Genomic DNA, 21,281 nt, shown 5'->3' with positions numbered 1-21,281 from the left:
AAGCGGGCGTAGCTCAGGGGTAGAGCATAACCTTGCCAAGGTTAGGGTCGGGCGTTCGAATCGCCTCGCCCGCTCCATTCGGTCAAATAACCGCCAATTTGGCGGTTTTTTTATTCCCCCTCCAAGCTTTTGATCAAATTTCCTTTGACCGGATCGTTTTTCCAGTGAAATGTGGATCAAATTGCCGCAGCTGATCGGCCCAAAACAGACCAGACAGACCACAGGAGTTCCCCATGGCACCCGTTGTATACCCAACCACAAACTTGGCCGCGATTGAGCAACTCAATCTGGTTCGTGGCGAAGGCATCTATGTTTTTGATGACGCGGGCAATAAATTCATAGAAGGCATGGCCGGGCTCTGGTGTACATCGCTGGGCTACAGCAATCAGGAACTGAGCGCCGCAATTGCTGAGCAGCTCAACACCCTGCCCTTTGCCCATTCTTTTGGCGGCAAAACCCATCCGGCGCTGACAGAGCTTGCGGAAAAACTGCAAGCCATGGTGCCGGTTGAGGATGCTTATATATTCTTTGGCAACTCAGGCTCGGATGCCAATGACTCCCATTACAAAATGCTGCGTTACTATTTCAACGCCATTGGCAAACCGGAAAAACGCAAGATCATCACCCGCGAACGCGGCTATCACGGGGTGACAGTGGCAGCCGGAGCGCTGACCTCGCTGCCTGCAAACCTCGCGTATTTTGACGCGCCCGTCGAAGATCTCAGCATCCTTCGCACCGATGCGCCACATTACTACACTGGCCGTCAGGGCAATGAGACCGAGGCGCAGTTTGTGGATCGCATCCTCAAAAACCTCGAAGATCAGATCATTGCCGAGGATCCCTCAACCATTGCTGCAATGATTGTGGAACCCATCACCGGGGCCTCGGGTGTGATCGTGCCCCCAGAAGGTTATTATGAGAAACTGCAGGCACTGCTGCGCAAGCATGACATTCTGGTCTGGGCCGATGAGGTCATCTGTGGCTTTGGCCGCACCGGCAATGATTTTGGCTGCACCACCATGGGGATCAAACCCGACCTCATGACCTTTGCGAAACAGCTGAGCTCAGCCTATTTTCCGATCTCAGCCGCAGTCATCCCCGGCTGGATGTATGAGGCAATGATTGAACCCTCCAATCAGGTTGGCGTCTTTGGCCACGGCTACACCTATTCCGGCCACCCTGCCGCCTGTGCGGCAGCGCTGAAGACGTTGGAAATCTATGAGCGCGACAAAATCTTTGAACACGCCGCCGAGGTGGGCGACCACCTGCAGGCGAAGCTACACGCCACCTTCGTCGATCACCCGCTGGTGGGCGAAGTGCGCGGCAAAGGGTTGATCGCCGCGCTTGAACTTGTGTCCAATAAAACCACCGGAGCAAGCTTTGAAAAAGGCGCGGCGGGCGCGGCCGCACAAAAGGCCTGCGAACGAAATGGCGTGATCTTGCGGGCGGTAGGCGGCAATGCGCTGGCATTTTGCCCACCGCTGATCATCACCAAGGCTGAAGTGGACGATTTGGTGAACCGGGTAAAATCTGCGCTAGATGAAACCTATGAAAGCCTGCGCGATCAGGGGCTTATTGCTGAATAACCGCTACAAAAGCAGACACAGCGTCATCTTTGTGCCCCCTGGGCGCAAAGAGGACCTGTGATATGGATCTCACAAATTAACTAATTTCATCATTTATTCGTGATTCCTTGTGAAATTAGGTTAGTTTGAAAACTGTAATGAGTTCCCTTGTTTTATAACAGACCGGGCGTGCAGCAGTTTTTTTTCGCACGCTCGGTTTGCTGTTTCTGGTGTGTGATTTTTTATTGATCACCGTGTGATGCAGTTTGGGTAGTTCGGTTTTAGATTGTTTTGCATCGCACGGTGCTCACTCCCCTTCAGACACATCAACACCCTATGCGCACCACCTTTTCAAATTGATGCGTAAATCGCGCGTATTGCAGCGAATGCGATCTCAAGGCTTGGCGCTTTTCGCCACACGGCCTATAAGCGCTGCGCAGAACCTAAAGGATCGCCTCATGCGCACAGCAACCATCAGCCGCAATACGGCCGAGACAGAGATCACCGTGGACATCAATCTCGATGGCAGCGGATCGTATGACAATGAAACCGGCGTTGGTTTCTTTGACCATATGCTGGACCAGCTGGCGCGCCACTCGCTGATTGATATGACCATCCGCGCCAAGGGCGATTACCACATTGATGACCACCACACGGTGGAAGACACCGGCATTGCGCTGGGTCAGGCGCTGGCACAGGCGCTCGGGGATAAAAAAGGCATCAATCGCTATGGTGAATGCCACCTGCCAATGGATGATGCACAGGTACGTTGCGCGCTGGATCTGTCAGCGCGCCCGTTTCTGGTGTGGAATGTTGACCTGCCCACCCAGAAAATCGGCAGCTTTGACACCGAGCTTGTGCGTGAATTCTTTCAGGCGTTTTCGACCCACGGCGGCATCACCTTGCACATCGATCAACTGCATGGGTTCAACAGCCACCACATCGTAGAAGCGGCGTTCAAAGCCGTGGCGCGCGCCTTGCGCCTGGCGGTTGAGACCGACCCACGCAAGGCGGATGCGATCCCATCCACCAAAGGGGCGCTGTGATGCTCACCGCGATTATCGACTACGAAAGCGGCAATCTGCATTCCGCCGAAAAAGCCTTTCAGCGCATGGCGCGTGAACTGGATGCGGGTGAAGTTGTTGTCACCTCTGACGCTGATGTTGTGGCGCGCGCCGATCGTCTGGTGCTGCCCGGTGATGGTGCCTTTCCCGCCTGCGCCACAGAACTGCGCGGCCATAAGGGCATCTATGATGCAATGGTTGAAGCCGTTGAACAAAAGGGCCGCCCGTTTCTGGGGATCTGCGTCGGCATGCAGCTGATGGCCACCACCGGCCATGAATATAAAGACACTGATGGTCTGAACTGGGTCGGCGGTGATGTGGTAAAAATCACCCCGAAAGACGCTGCGCTGAAAGTGCCGCATATGGGCTGGAATGAGCTGGTGATCAATCACGATCACGCGGTGTTTGATGGCATCACTGCGGGTGATCACGTCTATTTCGTGCATTCCTACCATTTCCGTGTGAACGATCCGGCCGAACGTCTGGCCCATGTGGATTACGCCGGTGATGTGACGGCTGTGATTGGCCGTGACACCATGCTTGGCATGCAGTTTCACCCGGAAAAAAGCCAGGATGTGGGTTTGCGCATGATTGGCAACTTCCTGACCTGGAAACCCTGATCAAAGTGCCTCCCCCTTGCGCACCGCCATGGGGGAGACGCCGTAAAATTTGCGAAACGCCCGCGAAAACGCCTCCCCCGAGGCATAGGCATAGCGCCGCGCCACCGCATCCACACGCGCGCCGCGCTTCAGATCCCGCTCTGCTAGAATAAGCCGCCACCGGCGCAGATAGCCCATCGGGGTTTCGCCAACCTTCTGGGCAAAAAGCTCAGCAAAGCGCGACAGCGACAGCCCGGCTTCTGCGGCAAGGCTCGCATTGCTCCAACTCACACCCGGCCGATCATGGATCGCCACCACCGCGCGACTGATGCGTGGATCGGCGAGCCCGGCCAACAGCCCGGCCGTGGTAGCGCCGCGCTGCATCTGATCGCGCAAAAGGCGCACAATCAGCACTTCGGCCAGACGGTTCACCACCGATTGCGCCCCACAACGGCGCGCGGCCACCTCAGACACAATCAGCGACACGATGCCCTGCGCCTCAAGGTTTTCACGAATGTCATAGGTCACCACATCCGGCAGCGCCGCAAGGAATGGATTGACCTCAGCCGACCATTCTACCGCCCCCGCCCAAAGCACATTTGACGCCGGGCGCGCGCAGCCCTTGGTGAAATACTTCAACGCGACCGCGCGTGCGGTTTCATCCCCCAGCGCCACCAGATTGCCCTGCGCCGCATCCGCCGTGGAGACTGAGAGCTGGAATTGGGTCATCAAAGTGGTAAGTCGATCCATGATCAGGTGTTCCGGTCAGGTTTTTCGGATTTTTCTTTCTTTAAAATGTGTGACCTTCTGAATCAACCCAAACCCAGATGGAGCATTGATATGCTGATCCCACGCCAGAAGACCCCTGATCTGAAACTCCCCACCCTAAGCCATGGTGATTTCGATCTGAGCAATGAGACCGCTGAGCGCGGCACAGTGGTGTGTTTTTACCGCGGTCTGCACTGCCCCTTGTGTGCCAATTACCTGAAAGAGTTCGAAAAGCAGGTGGATGCCTTTGCGGAACGTGGATTTGACGCGATTGCGATAAGCTCCGACGGCAAAGAGCGCACCCAGCAGATGGTCGAAAGCGTCGGCGCCGAGAAGCTGCGTTTTGGGTATGATCTGTCGCTGGATGTGGCGCGCGAATGGGGGCTTTATACTTCTGAAGGGCGCGGCAAGACCTCAATCGGGATCGAAGAGCCTGCGCTGTTTTCCGAACCCGGCCTGTTTCTGGTGACATCCGAGCAGACGCTGTATTACGGCGCGGTGCAGACCATGCCCTTTGTACGCCCGCATTTCCGCGAGCTGGTGGCAGCGCTGGACTTCACCATCCCCAACAACTACCCGGCGCGCGGTGAATATACCGGCGCGGTCTGACCCCTTTTGCGCGCGCCGGTGCGGCGCGCGCTGTGCTGCCTGTGCCACCGCCCATCACAAAACGCGCGCAAATATGGACAGGACCAGCACAATCAGGCAAAGGTGCCAAACGTTTTCACCACCTAGAGCCCTGAACACGCGCCCATGTTTGTTCGTCTGGAAAAGTTTGACCATGTAGAAGGACAGCATCGCTATTGCGTGCTGAGCCTGAGCCAGACCCTATTGGGGGAATGGTGCGTGGAACTGGCCAGTGGTCCATTGGGGGACGCGGGCGGCACCATCCGGCGCAGCTATTTCAGCGACTACAATGAGGCGCTGGCGCTGGCCGAAGAAAACCGCGCCCGCCAGATCAAACGCGGCTTTGTGCCTATTCCGGTGCAACTCGGCCTGTTTTGAGCATTTGCAATTGCAGCGCACGCGGTGCAAAAGAGCCCCACCTTCTGACATGACAAAGGCGCTGCTCTTATGATCCTTTACCCAGCCATCGACCTTAAAGACGGCCAGGCCGTGCGCCTGCTGCACGGCGATATGGATAAAACCACCGTATTCAACGACAACCCCGCCGCACAGGCGCTGGAGTTTGTCAAAGCGGGCTGTGACTGGCTGCATCTGGTGGATCTGAACGGGGCCTTTGCCGGAGAGCCGGTGAACGCCGCGCCGGTGGAAGAGATCTTGAAACAGACCAAAGTGCCCGCCCAGCTTGGCGGTGGCATTCGCGACATGAAAACCATTGAAAACTGGATCGACAAGGGCCTTGCACGGGTGATCCTGGGCACGGTTGCGGTGGAAAACCCCGATCTGGTGCGCGAAGCCGCGCGTGAGTTCCCCGGCAAAGTGGCCGTCGGTATTGATGCGCGCAACGGCAAAGTGGCGACCAAAGGCTGGGCCGAAGAAACCGATGTTATGGTGACTGACCTGGCAAAATCCTTTGAAGATGCAGGTGTTGCCGCGATCATCTACACCGACATCATGCGCGATGGCGCAATGAAAGGCCCCAATGTGCAGGCCACTGCGGATCTGGCCAATGCGGTTTCCATCCCGGTGATTGCTTCGGGTGGGGTTTCATCGTTGGATGATCTGCGCGCACTGAAATCCTGTGGCGCAGCGCTGAATGGTGCGATCTCGGGCCGTGCACTCTATGATGGCGCGATTGATCTTGCTGAGGCCCTGAACGTGCTGAAAGGCTGATCCAGCCCAGCGTCAAAACACAAAAGGCGGTGCGCCCTGCACCGCCTTTTTTATTGCGCATCATCGGTGGATTATTCGCCCGCCGCCTTGGCGGTCAGCTTGCCCAATGCGCCTGCCATTTTGGCGAGGTATTCCGCCTCGTTTGACACGCCGTCCAGCTTACCCAGCATGGCCTTTGGGTCTTCATAAGACAGCCAGACATCACCCGCGTCATCGGCATAGACCAGCACTTTCAGCGGCAAAAACAGACCAGCCAGCGCATCATCTTGCATCGCAGGGGTGCCAAGCTTTGGATTGCCAAAAATCAGCACTTCTGATGGTGCCAGCTCAAGGCCCACCTTTTCGGCACCACCCGCGTGGTTTACGCGGGCAAATACGGTTGCGCCCGCACCGTTCACTGCCGCTTCCAGCGCATTCATGGTTGTTGGCACATCATGCGCCGATTTCACCTGCGCAATCTCTCCGGCCTGAACCAAAGCAGGCATGACAATCGCTCCCACCACGGCAGCTCCCAATTTATTCATCTCTAATACTCCGATTGAACGCCGCAGCCAAAACGCACTGCGCACTGGTGTTTTAAACCGCAACCCCCTAGAAGCATCCTGAAAAGGCACAGGATCACGAAAATATGCTCAAGACCCGGATTATCCCCTGTCTCGATGTTGCTGATGGCCGCGTGGTCAAAGGCGTGAATTTTGTTGGCCTGCGCGACGCGGGCGACCCGGTGGAAAGCGCCAAAGCCTATGATGCGGCGGGCGCGGATGAGATCTGTTTTCTCGACATTCACGCAACCCATGAAAACCGCGGCACCATGTTTGATGTGGTGCAGCGCACCGCAGAACAGTGTTTTGTACCGCTGACCGTGGGTGGCGGGGTGCGCACCAAGGATGATGTGCGCGCACTCTTGCTGGCGGGCGCAGATAAAGTGTCGTTCAATTCGGCCGCCGTGGCCAACCCGGATGTGATTGCTGAAAGCGCCGATCAGTTTGGCAGCCAGTGCATTGTCTGCGCGATTGATGCCAAAACCGTCTCCCCCGGCAAATGGGAGATTTTCACCCATGGCGGGCGCAAGGAAACTGGCATTGATGCGGTAGAATTTGCGCGACTGGTTGCGTCAAAAGGCGCGGGTGAAATCCTGCTGACCTCGATGGATCGCGATGGCACCAAAGCGGGCTTTAACCTGCCGCTGACCAAGGCAATTTCTGATGCGGTCAATGTGCCGGTGATTGCCTCAGGCGGTGTGGGAAATCTGGATCATCTGGTGGAAGGCGTCACCCAGGGTGGTGCTTCGGCGGTGCTGGCAGCGTCGATCTTCCACTTTGGCGAATACACCATTCAGGAAGCCAAAGAGCACATGCAGGCCGCAGGCATTCCGATGCGTCTGGAGGCCAGATCATGAGCCTGCTGCACGATCTTGAACAAACCATACTGTCGCGTAAATCTGCCGATCCCGACAGCAGCTGGACCGCGAAACTCTTGGCCAAAGGCCCCGAGAAATGCGCCGAGAAATTTGGCGAAGAAGCCATTGAGGCCATTATCGAAGCCATCAAGGATGACAAAGACAAGCTCGCATCTGAAGGCGCGGATGTGCTGTATCATTTCCTGGTGATGCTGGCGGCGCGGGATGTGGCGCTGGATGATGTGTTGCAGGTTCTGGCTGAACGCCAAGGGCTGAGCGGCATTGCCGAGAAGGCCGCCCGTCCCAAAGGCTGATCTGAAATCTGATCCAACGGCAATCCCTGCCCCAGCGAGACCGCGCCTATGCCACCTGATCAATCAGGCGGGGGTATTCGATTTTGGGGCAGCGATCCTCAATCACGCGAACACCGCGTGCACGGGCTTTTTCTGCGGCCTCTTCGTGGGTGATGCCCAGCTGCATCCAGATGGTCTGCAGCTCGGGAAAGGTATCCAGCGCCTCGTCAACGATTGCGGGCACCGCATCCGCGCGGCGGAAGATATCAATCATATCAACCGGCACATCGATATCGCTGAGGCTTGCGCGAATCTCTTCGCCAAACAAGGGCTTGCCCGCGTGGCCGGGATTAACCGGGATCACCCGATAGCCTTTGTCGACCAGATAACGGCCAACATAGTTGCTGGCACGGTCCTCTTTGAGCGACGCCCCCACCAGTGCAATCACCCGGCTGCCTTCAAGCGCCTGTTTGATATCGGTGTCTGTGGTCATACTGCCCGCCTTTCATTCCATTTTTCATATGCATCCTGCAAGAAAAACGCGCCCAGTCAACATATGTCGCCATATGTCAGACCCTGGGCGCTGAGTACGGAACGAGGGACAGTTAAGGATCCACGGGGGTTCCAGTCCAGCGGATCTACTCTAAAGATGGGATTTCGCTTGGGTTTTTAAAGCCACAATCGCGATTTTGTGATGAGGTAACGTTTTATTCCCGCAGCAGTTCGGGCCAATGCTCTTGCGCGGCCTGCATGTGCTGGGCACGATTTTTTTCCCAGCGCGCCTGCACTTCCGGGCTGTGGAGCATGTAAAGCACCCCGTCGCGAATCTCAAATGCGGTGGGATCACCCGAAACCAGATAGCCCACCGACACCCCATATGAGCAGTAGCCGCCAAAACGCGGCGCATAGGCGCGTGGATTGGCTTCAAACAGCAACTGATGCGCCTGAGAGGCAAACAGCCAGGTCACCCCTTTCCACATCACCGAGTAAGACACATCGCCGCGCAACGGCTGATCGGCACGGAAATAAGACACTGGATCATAGCCGCCCATCGCATAGCCCATTTCCTGATAGAAAATGGGGTGAGACAATGGCCGTGGCTTAGCGGCAGCCAGGGCTGGCGTCAGGGCCAGCGCAGTTGCAACCATAAGAAATTTCCAGCGTCGCATTTAAACATACCTTTGTGCGGCAAACTCAGAACCGGAATACCAATGTGCTGAAGTTGTGAATGCAATCAACGGGGTATCGCGAGGATGTGATCGTGGAGAGGCACATAGAGCACAAAAGTAACGTGAATTTATATCCATCGCGCATTTAGCGCCAATTTGTACGGATAAATATCACGCTATGACTGCACCTCTCCCCGATTAATCACCCACGCCGTGACGCATAAAGCGCAACCGCCGCAGCGTTTGAAACATTCAACGAGCCAAAGCCGCCTGCCGCGTCGATTTTAACCAGCTTATCCACGGTTTCCTTGGTTTTTTGCCGCAATCCCGGCCCTTCGGCACCAAAGACCAGCGCGATGGGATCGCCGCTGCGCCCTTCAACCGCGCTTTCGATGGTCTCTTCGGCTTCGCCATCAAGACCAAGCACGTAATAGCCCATCGATTGCAGCTCGATGATGGCGTCCGCGAGGTTGCGCATACGCAGATAGGGCTGACGTTCCAGTGCACCGCTGGCGGTTTTGGCCAAGGCGCCGGTTTCAGGCGCAGAATGGTGACGGGTGCCAATAACAGCACTGGCGCCCAGCACTTCGGCCGAGCGCAGGATCGCGCCCACATTGTGTGGATCTGTCACCCGATCAAGCAGAACCACCCGTGGGGCCTCTGCTCCGATGCAGTTTTCAACCAACCCGCCCCAGTTCAGAGGCTTCACTTCAAGCACAGCGCCCTGATGGACGGAATTGGGATCGATCGGCGCTTTGAATTTGCGCGGGTCGACCACTTCGGGCTCCATGCCGCTGGCAGCGATGGCATCGGCCAGTTTATCGCGTGCATTCATCGTCACCATCAGGTGCAGTTTTTCGCGCTTTGGGTTCATCAGCGCATCACGCACCGCATGCAGACCAAACAGCCAAACCGTTTCAGCCGCTGCCGCCTTTTTGGCCTGTTCTTTTTCCACGACCCACTTGGGTTTTTTAGACATTTTGGTCTCCGCCTTAAAAATTTTGAGGTCAGCACGTTTTTTGGTGCTTTTCGTGTTGACGCCCGCAGGTAGCGGTATTAATCACGCCTCCACGTTAGGTGCAACACTCACCTGACAGTGGGCGACAGGCCGCAAGGTGTGGCAGGGGACTGTAACTCCCTCGCGGAGACGCACGCCTGGTTCGATTCCAGGGTCGCCCACCACTAACTCTCTCTGAGTTCAAGAGATCGAGTTAGTGGTTTGGTTTCAAAAGACTTCATGCAATATAGACCCGCACAGATCGTGACGCGCGCTGCACGCCTATTGTGTGGATGGCTCTGTTTGGTCCCGTTTCGCGCAATTGGGTTAAAGCGTGGACAAAAAATTTTGCGCACTTTCGAGATAGTCATTTTGTGTGTCGGCACTCATACGATCCCAAGTGCGATACAGATGGCCAAGACGCGGACTTGCCCCCAGGCTTTTACGATTTCGCTGCGTAAAATCCCAATAGAGCGAATTGAACGAGCTGGCACCCTCCCCCGCCAGCGGGGCAAAATTTCCGGTCATCATCAGGCGCTGGATATGGTGGGCATAGGCGTGATCGCGGCGCGCTGACAGACGGTATTCGCCGGGATCCAACACAGTCGCACGCGCTACAGTCAGCCCCGCACAGCGGCCACCAAGACCACATCGCAACCGGGATCCGCCTGACAGGCACTGGCCACCAGCGCTACCATGGCACGGGCTTTGCGGCCCAGTCATAGAATGCGCCGCTGTCATTGGGGGTCAGGCCATCAATGACACCCAGCAGATTGCCCGCGGCCTTTGCGGGAGGCACGTTTTTATGGCAGAGGTATGCGCTGCTGAACTGTGTGGCGACGGTGCCCGGATGCAACGCAACGCAGGTCAGATGTTTGTGGGTGCGCGCCAGCTCAATTGCGGCGGTTTTTATCACCTGATTGAGCGCCGCCTTGGACGCACGGTACGAATACCACCCCCCAAGCGTATTATCACCAATCGAGCCCACCCGCGCTGACAGCACGGCGACTTTGGCGGCGGTTTTACGGGGCAGCAGCGGGCGCAGGTGTTTCAACACCAAAGCGGGGCCAATGGTGTTTACCGCAAAAAGATGCTGCATTTCTGCGGCCGTGAGATTGCGGATGGTCTTTTCGGGCCCCGCCTCAGCGGCAAGGATGCCTGTGGCCACGATCACCAGATCAAAGGGCGCATCAAACCGCGACAGCTGCGTTTGAATGTTATCTTCGTCTGTGATGTCAAATCCATCCTCTGCGCGCGACAGCGCTGTCACCGTATCACCACGTGCCCGCAGGGCCTGCACCAGGGCGCTGCCGATTCCACCAGATGCACCAATCACCAATGTGTTCATCTTCACCTGCTTTCATTCAATTGCATGCGGCTGTCTAAAAACTGTGACGCGCGCCCAAACACGGTGCCCTAATCAGCCATGTCTGCCCGTGCGCGTGAGCCAGGTAAAGACCCGAACCATATGTGGGCGGACGCGCAGAAACAGGCGGTAGAGCCGCTCCATCAGGGCAATCACACCCGGAACACGCGCCAACTTTGCCAGCCAGCGCCAGGCTGGAATCGCGCGCCATACTTCAACAAACGCGCGTGCGCCCGAAAACTGCTGCCCGGCGGCGGTGCGAATGTGAAAACGGGAGCTGGCCTCAGCCCGCGACAATCTGGCATCCCCGGCAAAGCTTTGATCGGACACGTCAACCAAGTGGAGCCGCCCATCGCGATCGCGTTTTTTGTAATGTGCGATCTCGGCCTGACAAAGCGGGCATGCGCCATCATAAAACACGGTCACAGGATCACCTTCGGCTGTGCTCATTTCAGCAGCGCTTCTATATCGCGGCGGATCTTGGCGGAACCGGGCTTGACCATCGAACCATAGGTCGCTGCAACGGTGCCATCTGGCGCGATCAGCACTTTGTAGAAATTCCAGCGCGGCACAAAGCCAGCCTCAGCCTTCAGGGTTTTATAAACCGGATGTGCAGCGTCGCCTTTGACCGAGGTGATGGTGGTCATCGGGATATCGAGGCCAAACTGCGTGTCGCAGAACTGCTTGACCTCGGCGTCGCTTGTCAGTTCCTGACGGAAATCCCCTGAAGGCACCGCCAGCACCACCAGCCCCTGGTCGCGGTAGCTGTCATACAGCGCCTGCAGCCCTTCATACTGACCCGTAAAGCCACAGCGCGAGGCGGTATTGACCAGTAAAACCGGCTGACCACGCCATTGCGACAACGACAGTTCGCCACCTTCGATCGCCTCAAAGGGCGCATCCAGATCAAGTGCATGCGCTGGCAGCGCACCTCCCAGTAACATCAGCATCAAAACAATCCGCAACATAATGGCACCTCCTGTATTGGGATACGGCGGAGGTGCCATTTGGGATCAGTATAGCCGCAGATATTATGCCTTTAGCGGATTATAGATCGCGGATATAGTCAGTCACAGCCGGGCGCACCGATTGCACCCCACGGTGACGCGCACCAGCGATGATTGAGCGCAGCTCATCCAGGTCGACCTTCATCAGCATGGATTTCACCGGACCAATTGAGGCCGGGCGCATTGACAGGCTGCGCATACCCATCGCCGCAAAACAGACAGCTTCAACCGGACGACCCGCATCTTCGCCACAAAAGCTCAGCGGGGTGCTGGAGATGTCGCAACGCTCTACGATGCGTTCAATAAAGCTGAGAAAACTCACATTGAGCGTATCAAACCGGTTGCGCACGCGCTCATTCTCGCGATCAGCGGCAAAGAAGAACTGCTTTAGATCATTGCCACCAATTGAGATGAAATCCACCTCGTCAAAGAATTTCTGCGGCGCAAAGGCCAGCGATGGCGTTTCCAGCATCGCCCCCACATCAATGCGTGCAGGCAGTAGATGGCCCAGCCTGCGTTCACGCTCAACGGTTTTGTCGATCTCAGCACGTGCCATGCGGAATTCATCCGCCTGGGCGACAAAGGGGAACATGATCGACAGCTCCCGGCCCTCTGCTGCGCGCATCATTGCCTGCAGCTGCATCCGCATCATACCGGGCTTATCCAAGCCAACCCGCAGCGCGCGCCAGCCCATTGCCGGGTTTGGCTCATCGGTGGGCGTCATATAGGGCAGCACTTTGTCAGAGCCGATATCAAGGGTGCGAAACACCACGCGCTTGCCTTTGGCCGCATCCAGCACACATTTATATTGCGTCACCAGATCGCCGCGTCTTGGCATTTTGCTGCGCGCAAGGAACTGCAGCTCGGTTCGAAACAGCCCAACCCCTTCGGCCCCCGAGCTTTCGAGCGAGGGCAGATCAGCCATCAGACCCGCATTCATCACCATACGCACGCGCTGCCCGTCGCGGGTGACCGCTGGGCTGTTGCGGATCGAGGCATAGCGTTCCTGCGCCTTGGCCCGCATCGCCATCTTATCACGCAGCGCGCTGCGCACGCTGTCATCGGGGCGCAGGTGGACCTGCCCCACTTCGCCGTCCACAACCACATAATCGCCGTTGAGCGCCTCAGTGGTCATGCGTTTGGTTTGAACCACCAGCGGGATCGCCAGCGCACGGGCAACAATGGCCGCATGAGAGCTAACCGCCCCCTCTTCAAGCACGATGCCCTTTAGGCCGCGACCATATTCAAGCAGCTCACCGGGGCCAATATTGCGCGCAACCAGAATGGGATCGGCTGGCATTTCAGCGCCGGTTTCCTTGCCCTGCCCGGTCAAGATCCGCAGCAGACGGTTGGAGAGATCATCCAGATCGCTGAGCCGTTCGCGCAGATACGAATCCTGCACTTGCCCCATACGGGCACGGGCCAGAGATTGCTCTTTTTCGACCGCCGCTTCGGCACTGAGACCGCGGGCAATATCTTCCTCCATGCGCCGCATCCAGCCTTTGGAATTGGCAAACATGCGATACGCCTCAAGCACCTGCAGCTGTTCCTTGTCGCCGTTTTTCGACATTTCCAGCATTTCATCGACGCTCACCCGCAGGGTGTCGACGGCCTCATTCAGACGCTCGCTTTCGCGATGGGGATCATCGGCAATCGGGTTTGTCACCACCACGCGGGGCTCATGCAGCCAGACATGGCCTTCGGCCACACCTTCCTGGGCCACAACCCCTTTGAACAGTACCGGATTCTGGTGCAGCGGCGAAAGCGCCGCGCCCTCACCGACAAAGGCGCCAAGCTCGGTCATTTCGGCCAGCACCATAGCAACCACTTCGAGCGCGTAGACCGCATCAGACGAGAATTCACGCGCCTCTTTGGATTGCACCACCAGCACGCCCAGCATCTCACCCAGGCGCTGCACTGGCACCCCAAGGAAGGAAGAATACCGTTCCTCGCCCGTTTCAGGCATATAGCGGAAACCGGGCGCATTGGGCGCATCGGCGGTATTAACCACTTTGCCGGTTTTGGCGACGCGGCCCACCAGACCTTCACCGATGCGCAGGCGGCTTTCATGAACGGATTCGGGGTTAAGCCCCTCGGTGGCGCAAAGCTCAAGCGTTTCAGCATCGCGGAACAGGTAGATCGAGCACACCTGCGAGCCCATACTATCCGCGATCAGATGGGTGATACTGTCCAGACGGGCCTGACCGGCATCGTGACCAGCTAGCGCCTCGCGCAGACGGCCAAGCAGCCTGCGGCTTTCGGTTTCAGTTGTCTCGGACATTCTGACCCTTTCCAGGACTCACGTATTCAACAGCCCATTATCATAATGGTCATGTGACTTTGGAAAGCATCGTTGCAATCTAAGCCCCCTCCAATCAACGCATTCCCCAAGGCCTCCACCAGAACACGCTGAACTCGCGGTAATGTGCGAGTGCGTGCCGCCGGATGCAAGCAATTTCCTCGCTGCTTTGCAGCATGTGACCCTTGGGCAAACCGTCGCTAGACTTTGTTTTTTATTATAAAAATTGATTTTGGGGAATTCACATGTGCAATGCGCAAAAGGAAAAGCGTCCCTTGCAGAATACCGCACAAAATATATGCGTTTTTTTGCAAGGAACGCTCAGATATGTGCCAAACCACAACCAAAATTGCGGCGTTTTCATCGAAAGTGGCTGACGCCTGCCTGCACAAGAGAGCGTCAGACGTCTAAAGTTTTAGGCTTTTTCCAGCTCAAACGCATCATGTAGCGACTGAACCGCCAGTTCCATGTATTTGCGATCGATCAGAACCGAGATTTTGATCTCGGATGTGGTGATAACCTGAATATTCACACCTTCATCAGAGAGGATTTTGAACATCTTCGCTGCGACACCGGATTGCGAACGCATGCCGATCCCCACAACAGAGACTTTGGCGACCTCAGTGTCGGCCACCAGCTCGGCGTAATTCAGCTCACCCTGATCCTTGATCGCCAGCAACGCCTGCTCAGCACGCGCAACCTGATCGGTTGGACAGGAGAAGGTCATATCGGTGCGACCTTCCTCAGAAATGTTTTGGATGATCATATCCACGTTGACGCCTGCTTCAGACAGGGTGCCAAAGATGGTCGCCGCGATGCCGGGGCGGTCAGCCACCGAGATCAGGGTCATTTTTGCTTCGTCACGGGAATAGGCGACGCCGTTTACAACATTGGATTCCATGATTTCCTCCTCGTCGCAGACCAGGGTGCCGGCCTCGTCGGATTGTTCTTCAAAGCTAGACAGGACGCGCAGTTTCACCTTGTAGCGCATCGCCAATTCAACAGAGCGGGTTTGCAGGACTTTTGCGCCCAGCGACGCAAGTTCCAGCATTTCCTCAAAGGCGATTTTATCCAGTTTGCGCGCCTTGGCGCAAATACGTGGATCGGTGGTGTAGACGCCATCCACATCAGTGTAGATGTCGCAGCGCTCCGCGCCAAAGGACGCCGCAAACGCCACAGCCGTGGTGTCTGAGCCGCCGCGGCCAAGGGTGGTGATACGGCCTTCGGGGCTGATGCCCTGGAAGCCTGCCACAACCGCAACCTTCATACCTTCGCCGAATTTGGCGGTGATATTGTCGGTTGGGATCTCTTCGATCCGGGCCTGGCTGTGGGCCGAGTTGGTCTTGAGCGGCACTTGCCAGCCCTGCCAGCTGCGCGCGGGCACGCCCATTTCCTGCAACGTCAGCGCCATCAGGCCCGCGGTTATGTTTTCACCAGAAGACACCACCGCATCATATTCGCGCGCGTCATAAAGCGGTGACGTTTCACCAACCCAGTTCACGAGCTCATTTGTCTTGCCGGACATGGCCGAGACAATAACGATCACATCGTAGCCTTTTGCCACTTCTACGCCAACGCGTTTGGCGGCGCGGCGAATGCGATCCAGATTGGCGACGGAAGTCCCGCCGAATTTCATCACTAGAACGGGCATTTGACAAACCTCCCGTGCGCTCTTGTTGAAAAGTATCGCGTGTCTTTAAACCTGGTACAATACATTCGCAAGCTTGAGGCATTGTAGCAATACAATCACCTTACACTGCTGTTTTCATACGTATTTCAGACGCGCTTAGGTTAGGAACGCCAAAACCGCACGGTCAACATTGCATAGACCGCCAGAAGTTCGAGCCGTCCGATCAGCATGGCCACGATCAAGATCCATTTTGCAGTGTCGTTTAAGGGCGCAAAATTACCCGACGGTCCAATGATATCGCCAAGCCCGGGTCCAATGTTCGCCACCGCCGTCGCAGCACCAGACACCGCAGTGACAAAATCAAGACCGGTCAGCGTCAACATCCAGGCCACGATGCCCAGTGTCAGCACAAAGAAGATAAAGAATGAAATCACCGAGCTGAGAACATCTTGCCCCACCGGGCGGCCTTCGTAGCGGGGAAAGAACACCCCATGTGGTGATCGGATCTTCTGAATCTGCACCCGGATAGAGGCGATCAGCAGCTGGTAGCGGAAGATCTTTACCGAACATGCTGTTGAGCCCGCGCAGCCGCCAATCAGACCGATAAAGAAGAACATCATGATCAGGAAATTACCCCAGTTCATGTAATCCACGCTGGCGTAACCGGTGCCCGAGATGATCGAGGTGATATTAAAAAGCGCTTCGCGCAGCGCTTGCTCGGGATGGTGGGGAAAGATCGACACCAAGAGCACGGTGGTCACCAACACCAGCACCCCAATCGTCATCAGGAAGCCACGGATCTGGGCATCCTTGAGCAAAGGTGTGGTCTGACCGTTGATCAACTGCACATAGCGCACAAACGGCAGCGCGGCGAGGATCATAAAGACAGATGCGGCATATTCGGCTGGACCAGAGAACGTGCCAAAGGACGCATCATAATTGGCAAACCCACCGGTGGAGGTGGTGGTCATCGCATGGCAGATCGCATCAAAAGGGCCCATGCCAAGCCCGGCATAGACCACGGCACATGCGGCGGTGATCGCCACATAGATCAGTGAAATCTGCCCCGCGATGGCCTGCGCACGGGGCAGGATCTTCCCCATTGTATCAAAGGCTTCGGATCGAAAGATCTGCATACCACCCACGCGCAGCTCGGGCAGGAACACCATGGCGACAACAATGATACCGATGCCGCCCAGCCACTGTAGCGTTGCACGCCAAAGCAGCAGCCCGCGAGGCAGATCATCCAGCCCGGACAAAATAGTGGATCCAGTGGTTGTGAGGCCCGACATGGCTTCAAAAAACGCATCAACAAAGCGCAGATCCGTCGCACCAAGCACCAGAGGGATCGCCCCAAACACCGGCAGCGCCGCCCAGACCGCCGTGGTCAGGATAAAGGTCTGACGGATATCCAGCCCCTGCCCCACCCCATTGGCACAACACAGCGCCAAGGCGCCGCCAACAAGAATGCAAATCATCGCACTCTCCAGAAACACGGGCCAGTGTCCCTGTCCGTCGAACATGTCGACCAGCATCGGGAACACCATGGTGCATCCCAGAATGCTGACCAACAGGCCGATCACATATCCAATGGGGCGTAGGTCTAACATGAGGCGCAGCGTTGGCGCTGCGCGCTCAAACTGTCAAGTCATTGATTAACCGGATGAGGATGAACAGTAGGATTAATCAGACGATCCCTTGGGGCCAGGTTTTTCAGCTGGCATTGCCTGTGGCTTGGACGGGGAGCGGGTTGTGCGCCGGTTTGGCGTAGATTTTTCCTGCGTTGCGGGCTCACGACGGCTGGAAAATGCCTCTGTTGGCTTATCCGTTGGTGCGTTTGTCGCTGTGGGTTTGGCTGCGGCGGTTTTTGCGACGGCTGGCTTGGCAGGCGCGGGTTTGGGTGCCGCTGGGGCAGCAGGCGCAGGTTTGGCTGCCGGTTTAGCTGCGGGTTTCGGCGCTGCTGCTTTGCGCGCTGCGGGCTTGCGAGCGGGGGCAGGTTCGGCCGCTTTTTCAGCAGGTTTTGGCGCTGCGGTTTTGGCGGCAGTTTTGGCTGTGGTTTCTGCGGAAGCGCTTGCATTTGATGCTGGCTTGCGCGCGGTCGTCGCCTTTTTTGCAGGCGCCTTGCTGCTTGGCTTGGCTGCGGGTTTAACAGGCGCCACCGGCGCGCTGGTTGTTACGCTTGGCGTCAGCCCCCAGAACGCCTGATAGAGTTTGGCAACGGCCTGCGCCTGACGCATCTGCTCAGTCGGGGCCTGCAGCATGGCATCCGCCATATCCTGCCAGAGTTTCATCTGATTGCCTGCCATATAGCCCAACCACTGCTGTGGAGAGTGCGTCTGTTCTGGGAAAAATGAAAAACGGATCATGGTCTTCTCCTTACGTCGTACCCACCCTTGGGGCGTCGAAACAAAAGAAGAGAGCAGCTGTACATAGAGCATCCATACCGATGCCAGTGTGACAGATCTGTTTGAACAATCCACCCCCTCCAACTGCCTTTGAAGCGCGGATCACCCCAAAGGTTTGGAAAAAGCGTAGCAGCAAATTCGCGCAACACAGCGTAAAAAATGCCGCGTTGCAGCAAAAACTTTTTCTGAACGCTGAAACTCTTGGCAGCGCCCCGTCACGCCAGCACAAAATCGCCCACTTCAAGGAAGCAGGCGATGCATCTGTTATTTATGTTGAAGCGCCGTACTCAGCCCTGGTGGATCAGGCTGGAGAACTGATGCGGATCCAGACTGCGCGTTGCAAATGTTGGCCCCTGCGTCAGCACGCTGATTGCATCATGGCTGTGAAGGCTTTCCTGATGGCTGGCAACAATGCGGAAATCTGCAATACGCGAATCGTTTTTGAGCGCTTCGCAGAACAGCCGCGCCGCATCTTCGACAAAGATCGGGTTGGCGGCGTTGAGCTCGGCAAAGGCTTGTTCGTCTTCACGTTTGACCATCACCTGCGTCTCGGTTGGCACCGCGACACGGCAATGATCGATCAGATCCTCAAACCACAAGATACCCGCGCTTGGATCCGACAGCACTGAAATGCGCGCCACCGAGCGTTGCGAATGCGGTGTCGCCAGCTGGGCGCGCGCCTGACGGGCATGTTCCGACAGTTCCAGCGAACAGGGACAGGTGGAGGAGTAGACATAATCCAGATGGGTGATCGCCTGACGCACCCCATCGATATGCACAAGCTCCAGCGCGATGTCGTAATATTGATAACCACTCAGCCCGGAGCGCAGGCTGTTGATCTTTGCCGGGAACGAAAACCGCATCTGAAGGCGGGCATCCAGACTGCCAAGATCAGTGAGATAATCATCAAGCGCATCAGCAAGAACATGAAAAGAAAACGTTTTTTCAGCATGCTTGTAAAAAGAACGCATGATGCGGGACATATTGATGCCCTTTTTCTCAGCATCAAGCGACACAGTGCCAGTGACCGATGTTTCCAATGTCAGATCTCCGCCATCACGGGTGTGAAAACGGATCGGCAGGCGGAAATTGGAAATGCCCACATGTTGGATCTGTTCTTTGGCACCCCGAATGAGGCTTGCGGGGCCATTTTGCAGATCCGGCAGCGTGGCACGGTATTCCGCATCGGCGACAAAATCTGCCGGGTAGTCACGCGCAAGATCCGGGTAGTTTGACACTGCGCGATCTGGCAGAAGGCGCGCCACAGCGGGATCCAGTTCGGCAATTTCAACCGCGCTCACCGTTTTGGCCCATTGGCGCAGCACGTCCAAGGCCGCCTCAGCCGCCCGGCGATCCGGGGTTTCAGCCAGTTCGCTGGGATGGATATTCATGGGTAGGATCCCCTCATAGCAGCTTTGGTTGCGCAGGTTTATCTGTGTAGCCCAATACGCCATAAAATACAAAAGGGATGCGAAAAATACGGCATTGCAGCCATTCGTTCTGACATCCCGGACCTATCTGCCAAAAAACACACGAAAAAAGGGAGCGCGCGCCCCCTTTTTCCACCGGTTTAGTGATCGTTCTAAATGGCTTAGCTCTGCGCCACCTGAAGTGCCTGAGACAGGTCTGCGATCAGGTCATCTGCATCTTCCAGACCCACAGAGAAACGCACCAGACCCGGCGTGATGCCCAGATCGTCTTTTTGCTCATCGCTCAAACGCTGGTGGGTGGTGGTTGCCGGATGGGTTGCAATGGATTTCGCATCCCCCAAATTGTTGGAAATCACCGGAATTGTCAGCGCATTGAGGAACTTGAACGCGGCGTCCTTGCCACCTTTGAGATCAAGCGACAACACGGTGCCGCCCTTGCCATCAAGCTGGCTCTGCACCAGTGCATTTTGTGCATGGGTTGGCAGACCAGGGTAGATGGTACGCTCCAAAGCTGCGTGCCCTTCCAGCGCGGTGGCAATTTTCAACGCGCTTTCCGCCTGTGCCCGCACGCGCAAATCGATGGTTTCAAGCCCTTTCAGCATGACCCAGGCGTTAAACGGGCTCATGCAGCCACCGGTGTGCTTCATGTAGGGTTCAACCGTGCCGCGGATCAGCTCTTTGGAGCCGATAATGACCCCACCCAGCGCGCGCCCCTGCCCGTCGATATGTTTGGTGGCGGAATAGATCACCAGATCCGCACCCTGTTCGATCGCCTTGGAAAACACCGGAGTGGAAAACACATTGTCCACCACAACGGTTGCGCTGACCGCATGGGCGATCTCGGCCACGGCCGCCACATCAATCACCTCAAGCGTGGGGTTTGACATGCTTTCAAAAAACACCGCCTTGGTATCCGGGCGCACAGCCGCGCGCCATTCGTCCAGGTTGGTGCCATCCACAAAGGTTACTTCAACGCCGTAACGGGCAAGAACGCCTTCAAGAATGAACAGACAAGAGCCAAACAGCGCCTTGGCCGACACCACATGATCGCCCGCTTTCAAAAGCGAGGTAAGCGCACCGCTGACCGCGGCCATGCCGGATGCAGTGGCAAATGCATCTTCGCCCCCCTCAAGCATCGCAATGCGGTTTTCAAACATCGCCACGGTTGGGTTGCCATAACGGCCGTAGATGAACTCATCTTCGCCAATCTCGACAAAACGCGCTTCGGCTTGCTCGGCGGTGTCATAAACAAAACCCTGGGTCAGAAAGATTGCTTCGCTGACCTCATTATATTGGCTGCGGCGCGTGCCCCCATGAACCAATTTGGTGCGGCTGTTCCAGTTCTCGCTCATTGTGTTATCTCCTGCGCATTGGCGCGCATAAAAAAACTCCCGTTTCGGCCAAGCGAAAGGGAGTCCTTCTCGTCCTGACCTCTTTAGCGGCAGATTTAACGTGGTCCGCAATCCGGCTACAAATCACCACGGTCCTTGCGG

The 21,281-nt window shown here is 56.6% G+C and carries 23 protein-coding genes, 2 tRNA genes and 1 riboswitch; of the genes, 10 read left to right on the top strand and 15 right to left on the bottom strand.

The genetic code is table 11. The annotated features are described in order from the left end of the window. Positions 1-2 precede the first annotated feature (2 nt). From GG681_RS12335 to hisH, 4 genes are all read left to right on the top strand, one after another. Positions 3-77: transfer RNA gene (locus GG681_RS12335), tRNA-Gly, on the top strand. A gap of 156 nt (positions 78-233) precedes the next feature. After that, positions 234-1,586, top strand: a complete 1,353-nt coding sequence (locus GG681_RS12330; RefSeq protein WP_153548303.1) for an aminotransferase — start codon at positions 234-236, stop codon at positions 1,584-1,586. Between the two features lie 437 nt (positions 1,587-2,023). After that, positions 2,024-2,611, top strand: coding sequence for an imidazoleglycerol-phosphate dehydratase HisB (gene hisB / locus GG681_RS12325; protein ID WP_153548302.1), 588 nt, complete (start codon positions 2,024-2,026; stop codon positions 2,609-2,611). After that, the gene (hisH, locus tag GG681_RS12320; RefSeq protein WP_153548301.1) at positions 2,611-3,249 is read left to right on the top strand and encodes an imidazole glycerol phosphate synthase subunit HisH; all 639 of its coding nucleotides are present in this window, start codon (positions 2,611-2,613) and stop codon (positions 3,247-3,249) included. Before hisB ends, hisH begins: the two co-directional genes overlap by 1 nt. Here hisH and GG681_RS12315 read toward each other — a convergent pair whose 3' ends face one another. After that, the gene (locus tag GG681_RS12315) at positions 3,250-3,978 is read right to left on the bottom strand and encodes a helix-turn-helix domain-containing protein (RefSeq protein ID WP_153548300.1); all 729 of its coding nucleotides are present in this window, start codon (positions 3,976-3,978) and stop codon (positions 3,250-3,252) included. Positions 3,979-4,068: 90 nt separating this feature from the next. Here GG681_RS12315 and GG681_RS12310 point away from each other — a divergent pair, with 90 nt between their 5' ends. From GG681_RS12310 to hisA, 3 genes are all read left to right on the top strand, one after another. Beyond that, positions 4,069-4,605, top strand: coding sequence for a peroxiredoxin-like family protein (locus tag GG681_RS12310; protein WP_153548299.1), 537 nt, complete (start codon positions 4,069-4,071; stop codon positions 4,603-4,605). A 144-nt stretch (positions 4,606-4,749) separates the two neighbouring features. Beyond that, positions 4,750-5,001: a WGR domain-containing protein gene (locus GG681_RS12305; RefSeq protein ID WP_153548298.1), complete on the top strand. Its 252-nt coding sequence runs from the start codon at positions 4,750-4,752 to the stop codon at positions 4,999-5,001. Between the two features lie 69 nt (positions 5,002-5,070). After that, positions 5,071-5,793, top strand: a complete 723-nt coding sequence (hisA, locus tag GG681_RS12300; RefSeq protein ID WP_153548297.1) for a 1-(5-phosphoribosyl)-5-[(5-phosphoribosylamino)methylideneamino]imidazole-4-carboxamide isomerase — start codon at positions 5,071-5,073, stop codon at positions 5,791-5,793. Between the two features lie 71 nt (positions 5,794-5,864). On the opposite strand, the gene GG681_RS12295 is transcribed toward hisA, so the two are convergent. Beyond that, positions 5,865-6,317 (bottom strand): DUF302 domain-containing protein, encoded by a 453-nt coding sequence (locus GG681_RS12295; protein WP_153548296.1) that lies wholly within the window; start codon positions 6,315-6,317, stop codon positions 5,865-5,867. Between the two features lie 104 nt (positions 6,318-6,421). On the opposite strand from GG681_RS12295, the gene hisF reads away from it, so the two are divergent. Further along, positions 6,422-7,192 carry an imidazole glycerol phosphate synthase subunit HisF gene (gene hisF / locus GG681_RS12290; protein ID WP_153548295.1) on the top strand — a complete coding sequence of 257 codons (771 nt, stop codon included), beginning with the start codon at positions 6,422-6,424 and terminating at the stop codon, positions 7,190-7,192. Continuing rightward, positions 7,189-7,506 (top strand): phosphoribosyl-ATP diphosphatase, encoded by a 318-nt coding sequence (locus tag GG681_RS12285; RefSeq protein WP_153548294.1) that lies wholly within the window; start codon positions 7,189-7,191, stop codon positions 7,504-7,506. The genes hisF and GG681_RS12285 overlap by 4 nt, the downstream gene beginning before the upstream one ends. A gap of 46 nt (positions 7,507-7,552) precedes the next feature. On the opposite strand, the gene GG681_RS12280 is transcribed toward GG681_RS12285, so the two are convergent. From GG681_RS12280 to rlmB, 3 genes are all read right to left on the bottom strand, one after another. Further along, on the bottom strand, positions 7,553-7,978 hold the full coding sequence (locus GG681_RS12280) for a CoA-binding protein (RefSeq protein WP_153548293.1): 426 nt from the start codon (positions 7,976-7,978) through the stop codon (positions 7,553-7,555). A 214-nt stretch (positions 7,979-8,192) separates the two neighbouring features. Then, positions 8,193-8,654: a YHS domain-containing (seleno)protein gene (locus GG681_RS12275; RefSeq protein WP_153548292.1), complete on the bottom strand. Its 462-nt coding sequence runs from the start codon at positions 8,652-8,654 to the stop codon at positions 8,193-8,195. 202 nt (positions 8,655-8,856) lie between these two features. Continuing rightward, positions 8,857-9,633: a 23S rRNA (guanosine(2251)-2'-O)-methyltransferase RlmB gene (rlmB, locus tag GG681_RS12270; protein WP_153548291.1), complete on the bottom strand. Its 777-nt coding sequence runs from the start codon at positions 9,631-9,633 to the stop codon at positions 8,857-8,859. A 119-nt stretch (positions 9,634-9,752) separates the two neighbouring features. On the opposite strand from rlmB, the gene GG681_RS12265 reads away from it, so the two are divergent. After that, positions 9,753-9,836 (top strand) — tRNA-Tyr (locus GG681_RS12265). Between the two features lie 142 nt (positions 9,837-9,978). Here the strand turns inward: GG681_RS12265 and GG681_RS18065 are convergent. The 10 genes from GG681_RS18065 to metZ all read right to left on the bottom strand — a co-directional run bounded on the left by GG681_RS18065 (position 9,979) and on the right by metZ (position 21,140). Next, positions 9,979-10,374: a hypothetical protein gene (locus tag GG681_RS18065; protein WP_153548290.1), complete on the bottom strand. Its 396-nt coding sequence runs from the start codon at positions 10,372-10,374 to the stop codon at positions 9,979-9,981. Continuing rightward, on the bottom strand, positions 10,343-10,999 hold the full coding sequence (locus GG681_RS12255; protein WP_153548289.1) for an SDR family NAD(P)-dependent oxidoreductase: 657 nt from the start codon (positions 10,997-10,999) through the stop codon (positions 10,343-10,345). Before GG681_RS12255 ends, GG681_RS18065 begins: the two co-directional genes overlap by 32 nt. Before the next feature lie 72 nt (positions 11,000-11,071). Beyond that, positions 11,072-11,467 carry a thiol-disulfide oxidoreductase DCC family protein gene (locus GG681_RS12250; protein WP_153548288.1) on the bottom strand — a complete coding sequence of 132 codons (396 nt, stop codon included), beginning with the start codon at positions 11,465-11,467 and terminating at the stop codon, positions 11,072-11,074. Further along, the gene (locus tag GG681_RS12245) at positions 11,464-11,985 is read right to left on the bottom strand and encodes a glutathione peroxidase (protein ID WP_153548287.1); all 522 of its coding nucleotides are present in this window, start codon (positions 11,983-11,985) and stop codon (positions 11,464-11,466) included. Before GG681_RS12245 ends, GG681_RS12250 begins: the two co-directional genes overlap by 4 nt. Positions 11,986-12,064: 79 nt before the next feature. Next, a complete protein-coding gene (ptsP, locus tag GG681_RS12240) occupies positions 12,065-14,305 on the bottom strand; it encodes a phosphoenolpyruvate--protein phosphotransferase (protein WP_153548286.1) in 2,241 nt (746 codons plus the stop codon). Between the two features lie 433 nt (positions 14,306-14,738). Beyond that, entirely contained in the window at positions 14,739-15,974 is a 1,236-nt protein-coding gene (locus GG681_RS12235) for an aspartate kinase (protein ID WP_153548285.1), read from the bottom strand. A gap of 140 nt (positions 15,975-16,114) precedes the next feature. Beyond that, the gene (locus GG681_RS12230; protein ID WP_153548284.1) at positions 16,115-17,563 is read right to left on the bottom strand and encodes a TrkH family potassium uptake protein; all 1,449 of its coding nucleotides are present in this window, start codon (positions 17,561-17,563) and stop codon (positions 16,115-16,117) included. 72 nt (positions 17,564-17,635) lie between these two features. Then, positions 17,636-18,319: a hypothetical protein gene (locus GG681_RS12225; RefSeq protein ID WP_153548283.1), complete on the bottom strand. Its 684-nt coding sequence runs from the start codon at positions 18,317-18,319 to the stop codon at positions 17,636-17,638. A 326-nt stretch (positions 18,320-18,645) separates the two neighbouring features. Further along, complete coding sequence (gene folE2, locus GG681_RS12220) at positions 18,646-19,749, bottom strand: GTP cyclohydrolase FolE2 (protein WP_153548282.1); 1,104 nt, start codon at positions 19,747-19,749, stop codon at positions 18,646-18,648. 200 nt (positions 19,750-19,949) lie between these two features. Beyond that, the gene (metZ, locus tag GG681_RS12215) at positions 19,950-21,140 is read right to left on the bottom strand and encodes an O-succinylhomoserine sulfhydrylase (protein ID WP_153548281.1); all 1,191 of its coding nucleotides are present in this window, start codon (positions 21,138-21,140) and stop codon (positions 19,950-19,952) included. 62 nt (positions 21,141-21,202) lie between these two features. Beyond that, positions 21,203-21,280: riboswitch (SAM riboswitch) on the bottom strand. Position 21,281 lies beyond the last annotated feature (1 nt).

Source organism: Tritonibacter aquimaris (assembly GCF_009617595.1).
GTDB lineage: Bacteria > Pseudomonadota > Alphaproteobacteria > Rhodobacterales > Rhodobacteraceae > Epibacterium > Epibacterium aquimaris.
Note: the sequence above shows the minus strand (reverse complement) of the source record. Positions and strands in the feature narration are given on the sequence as shown.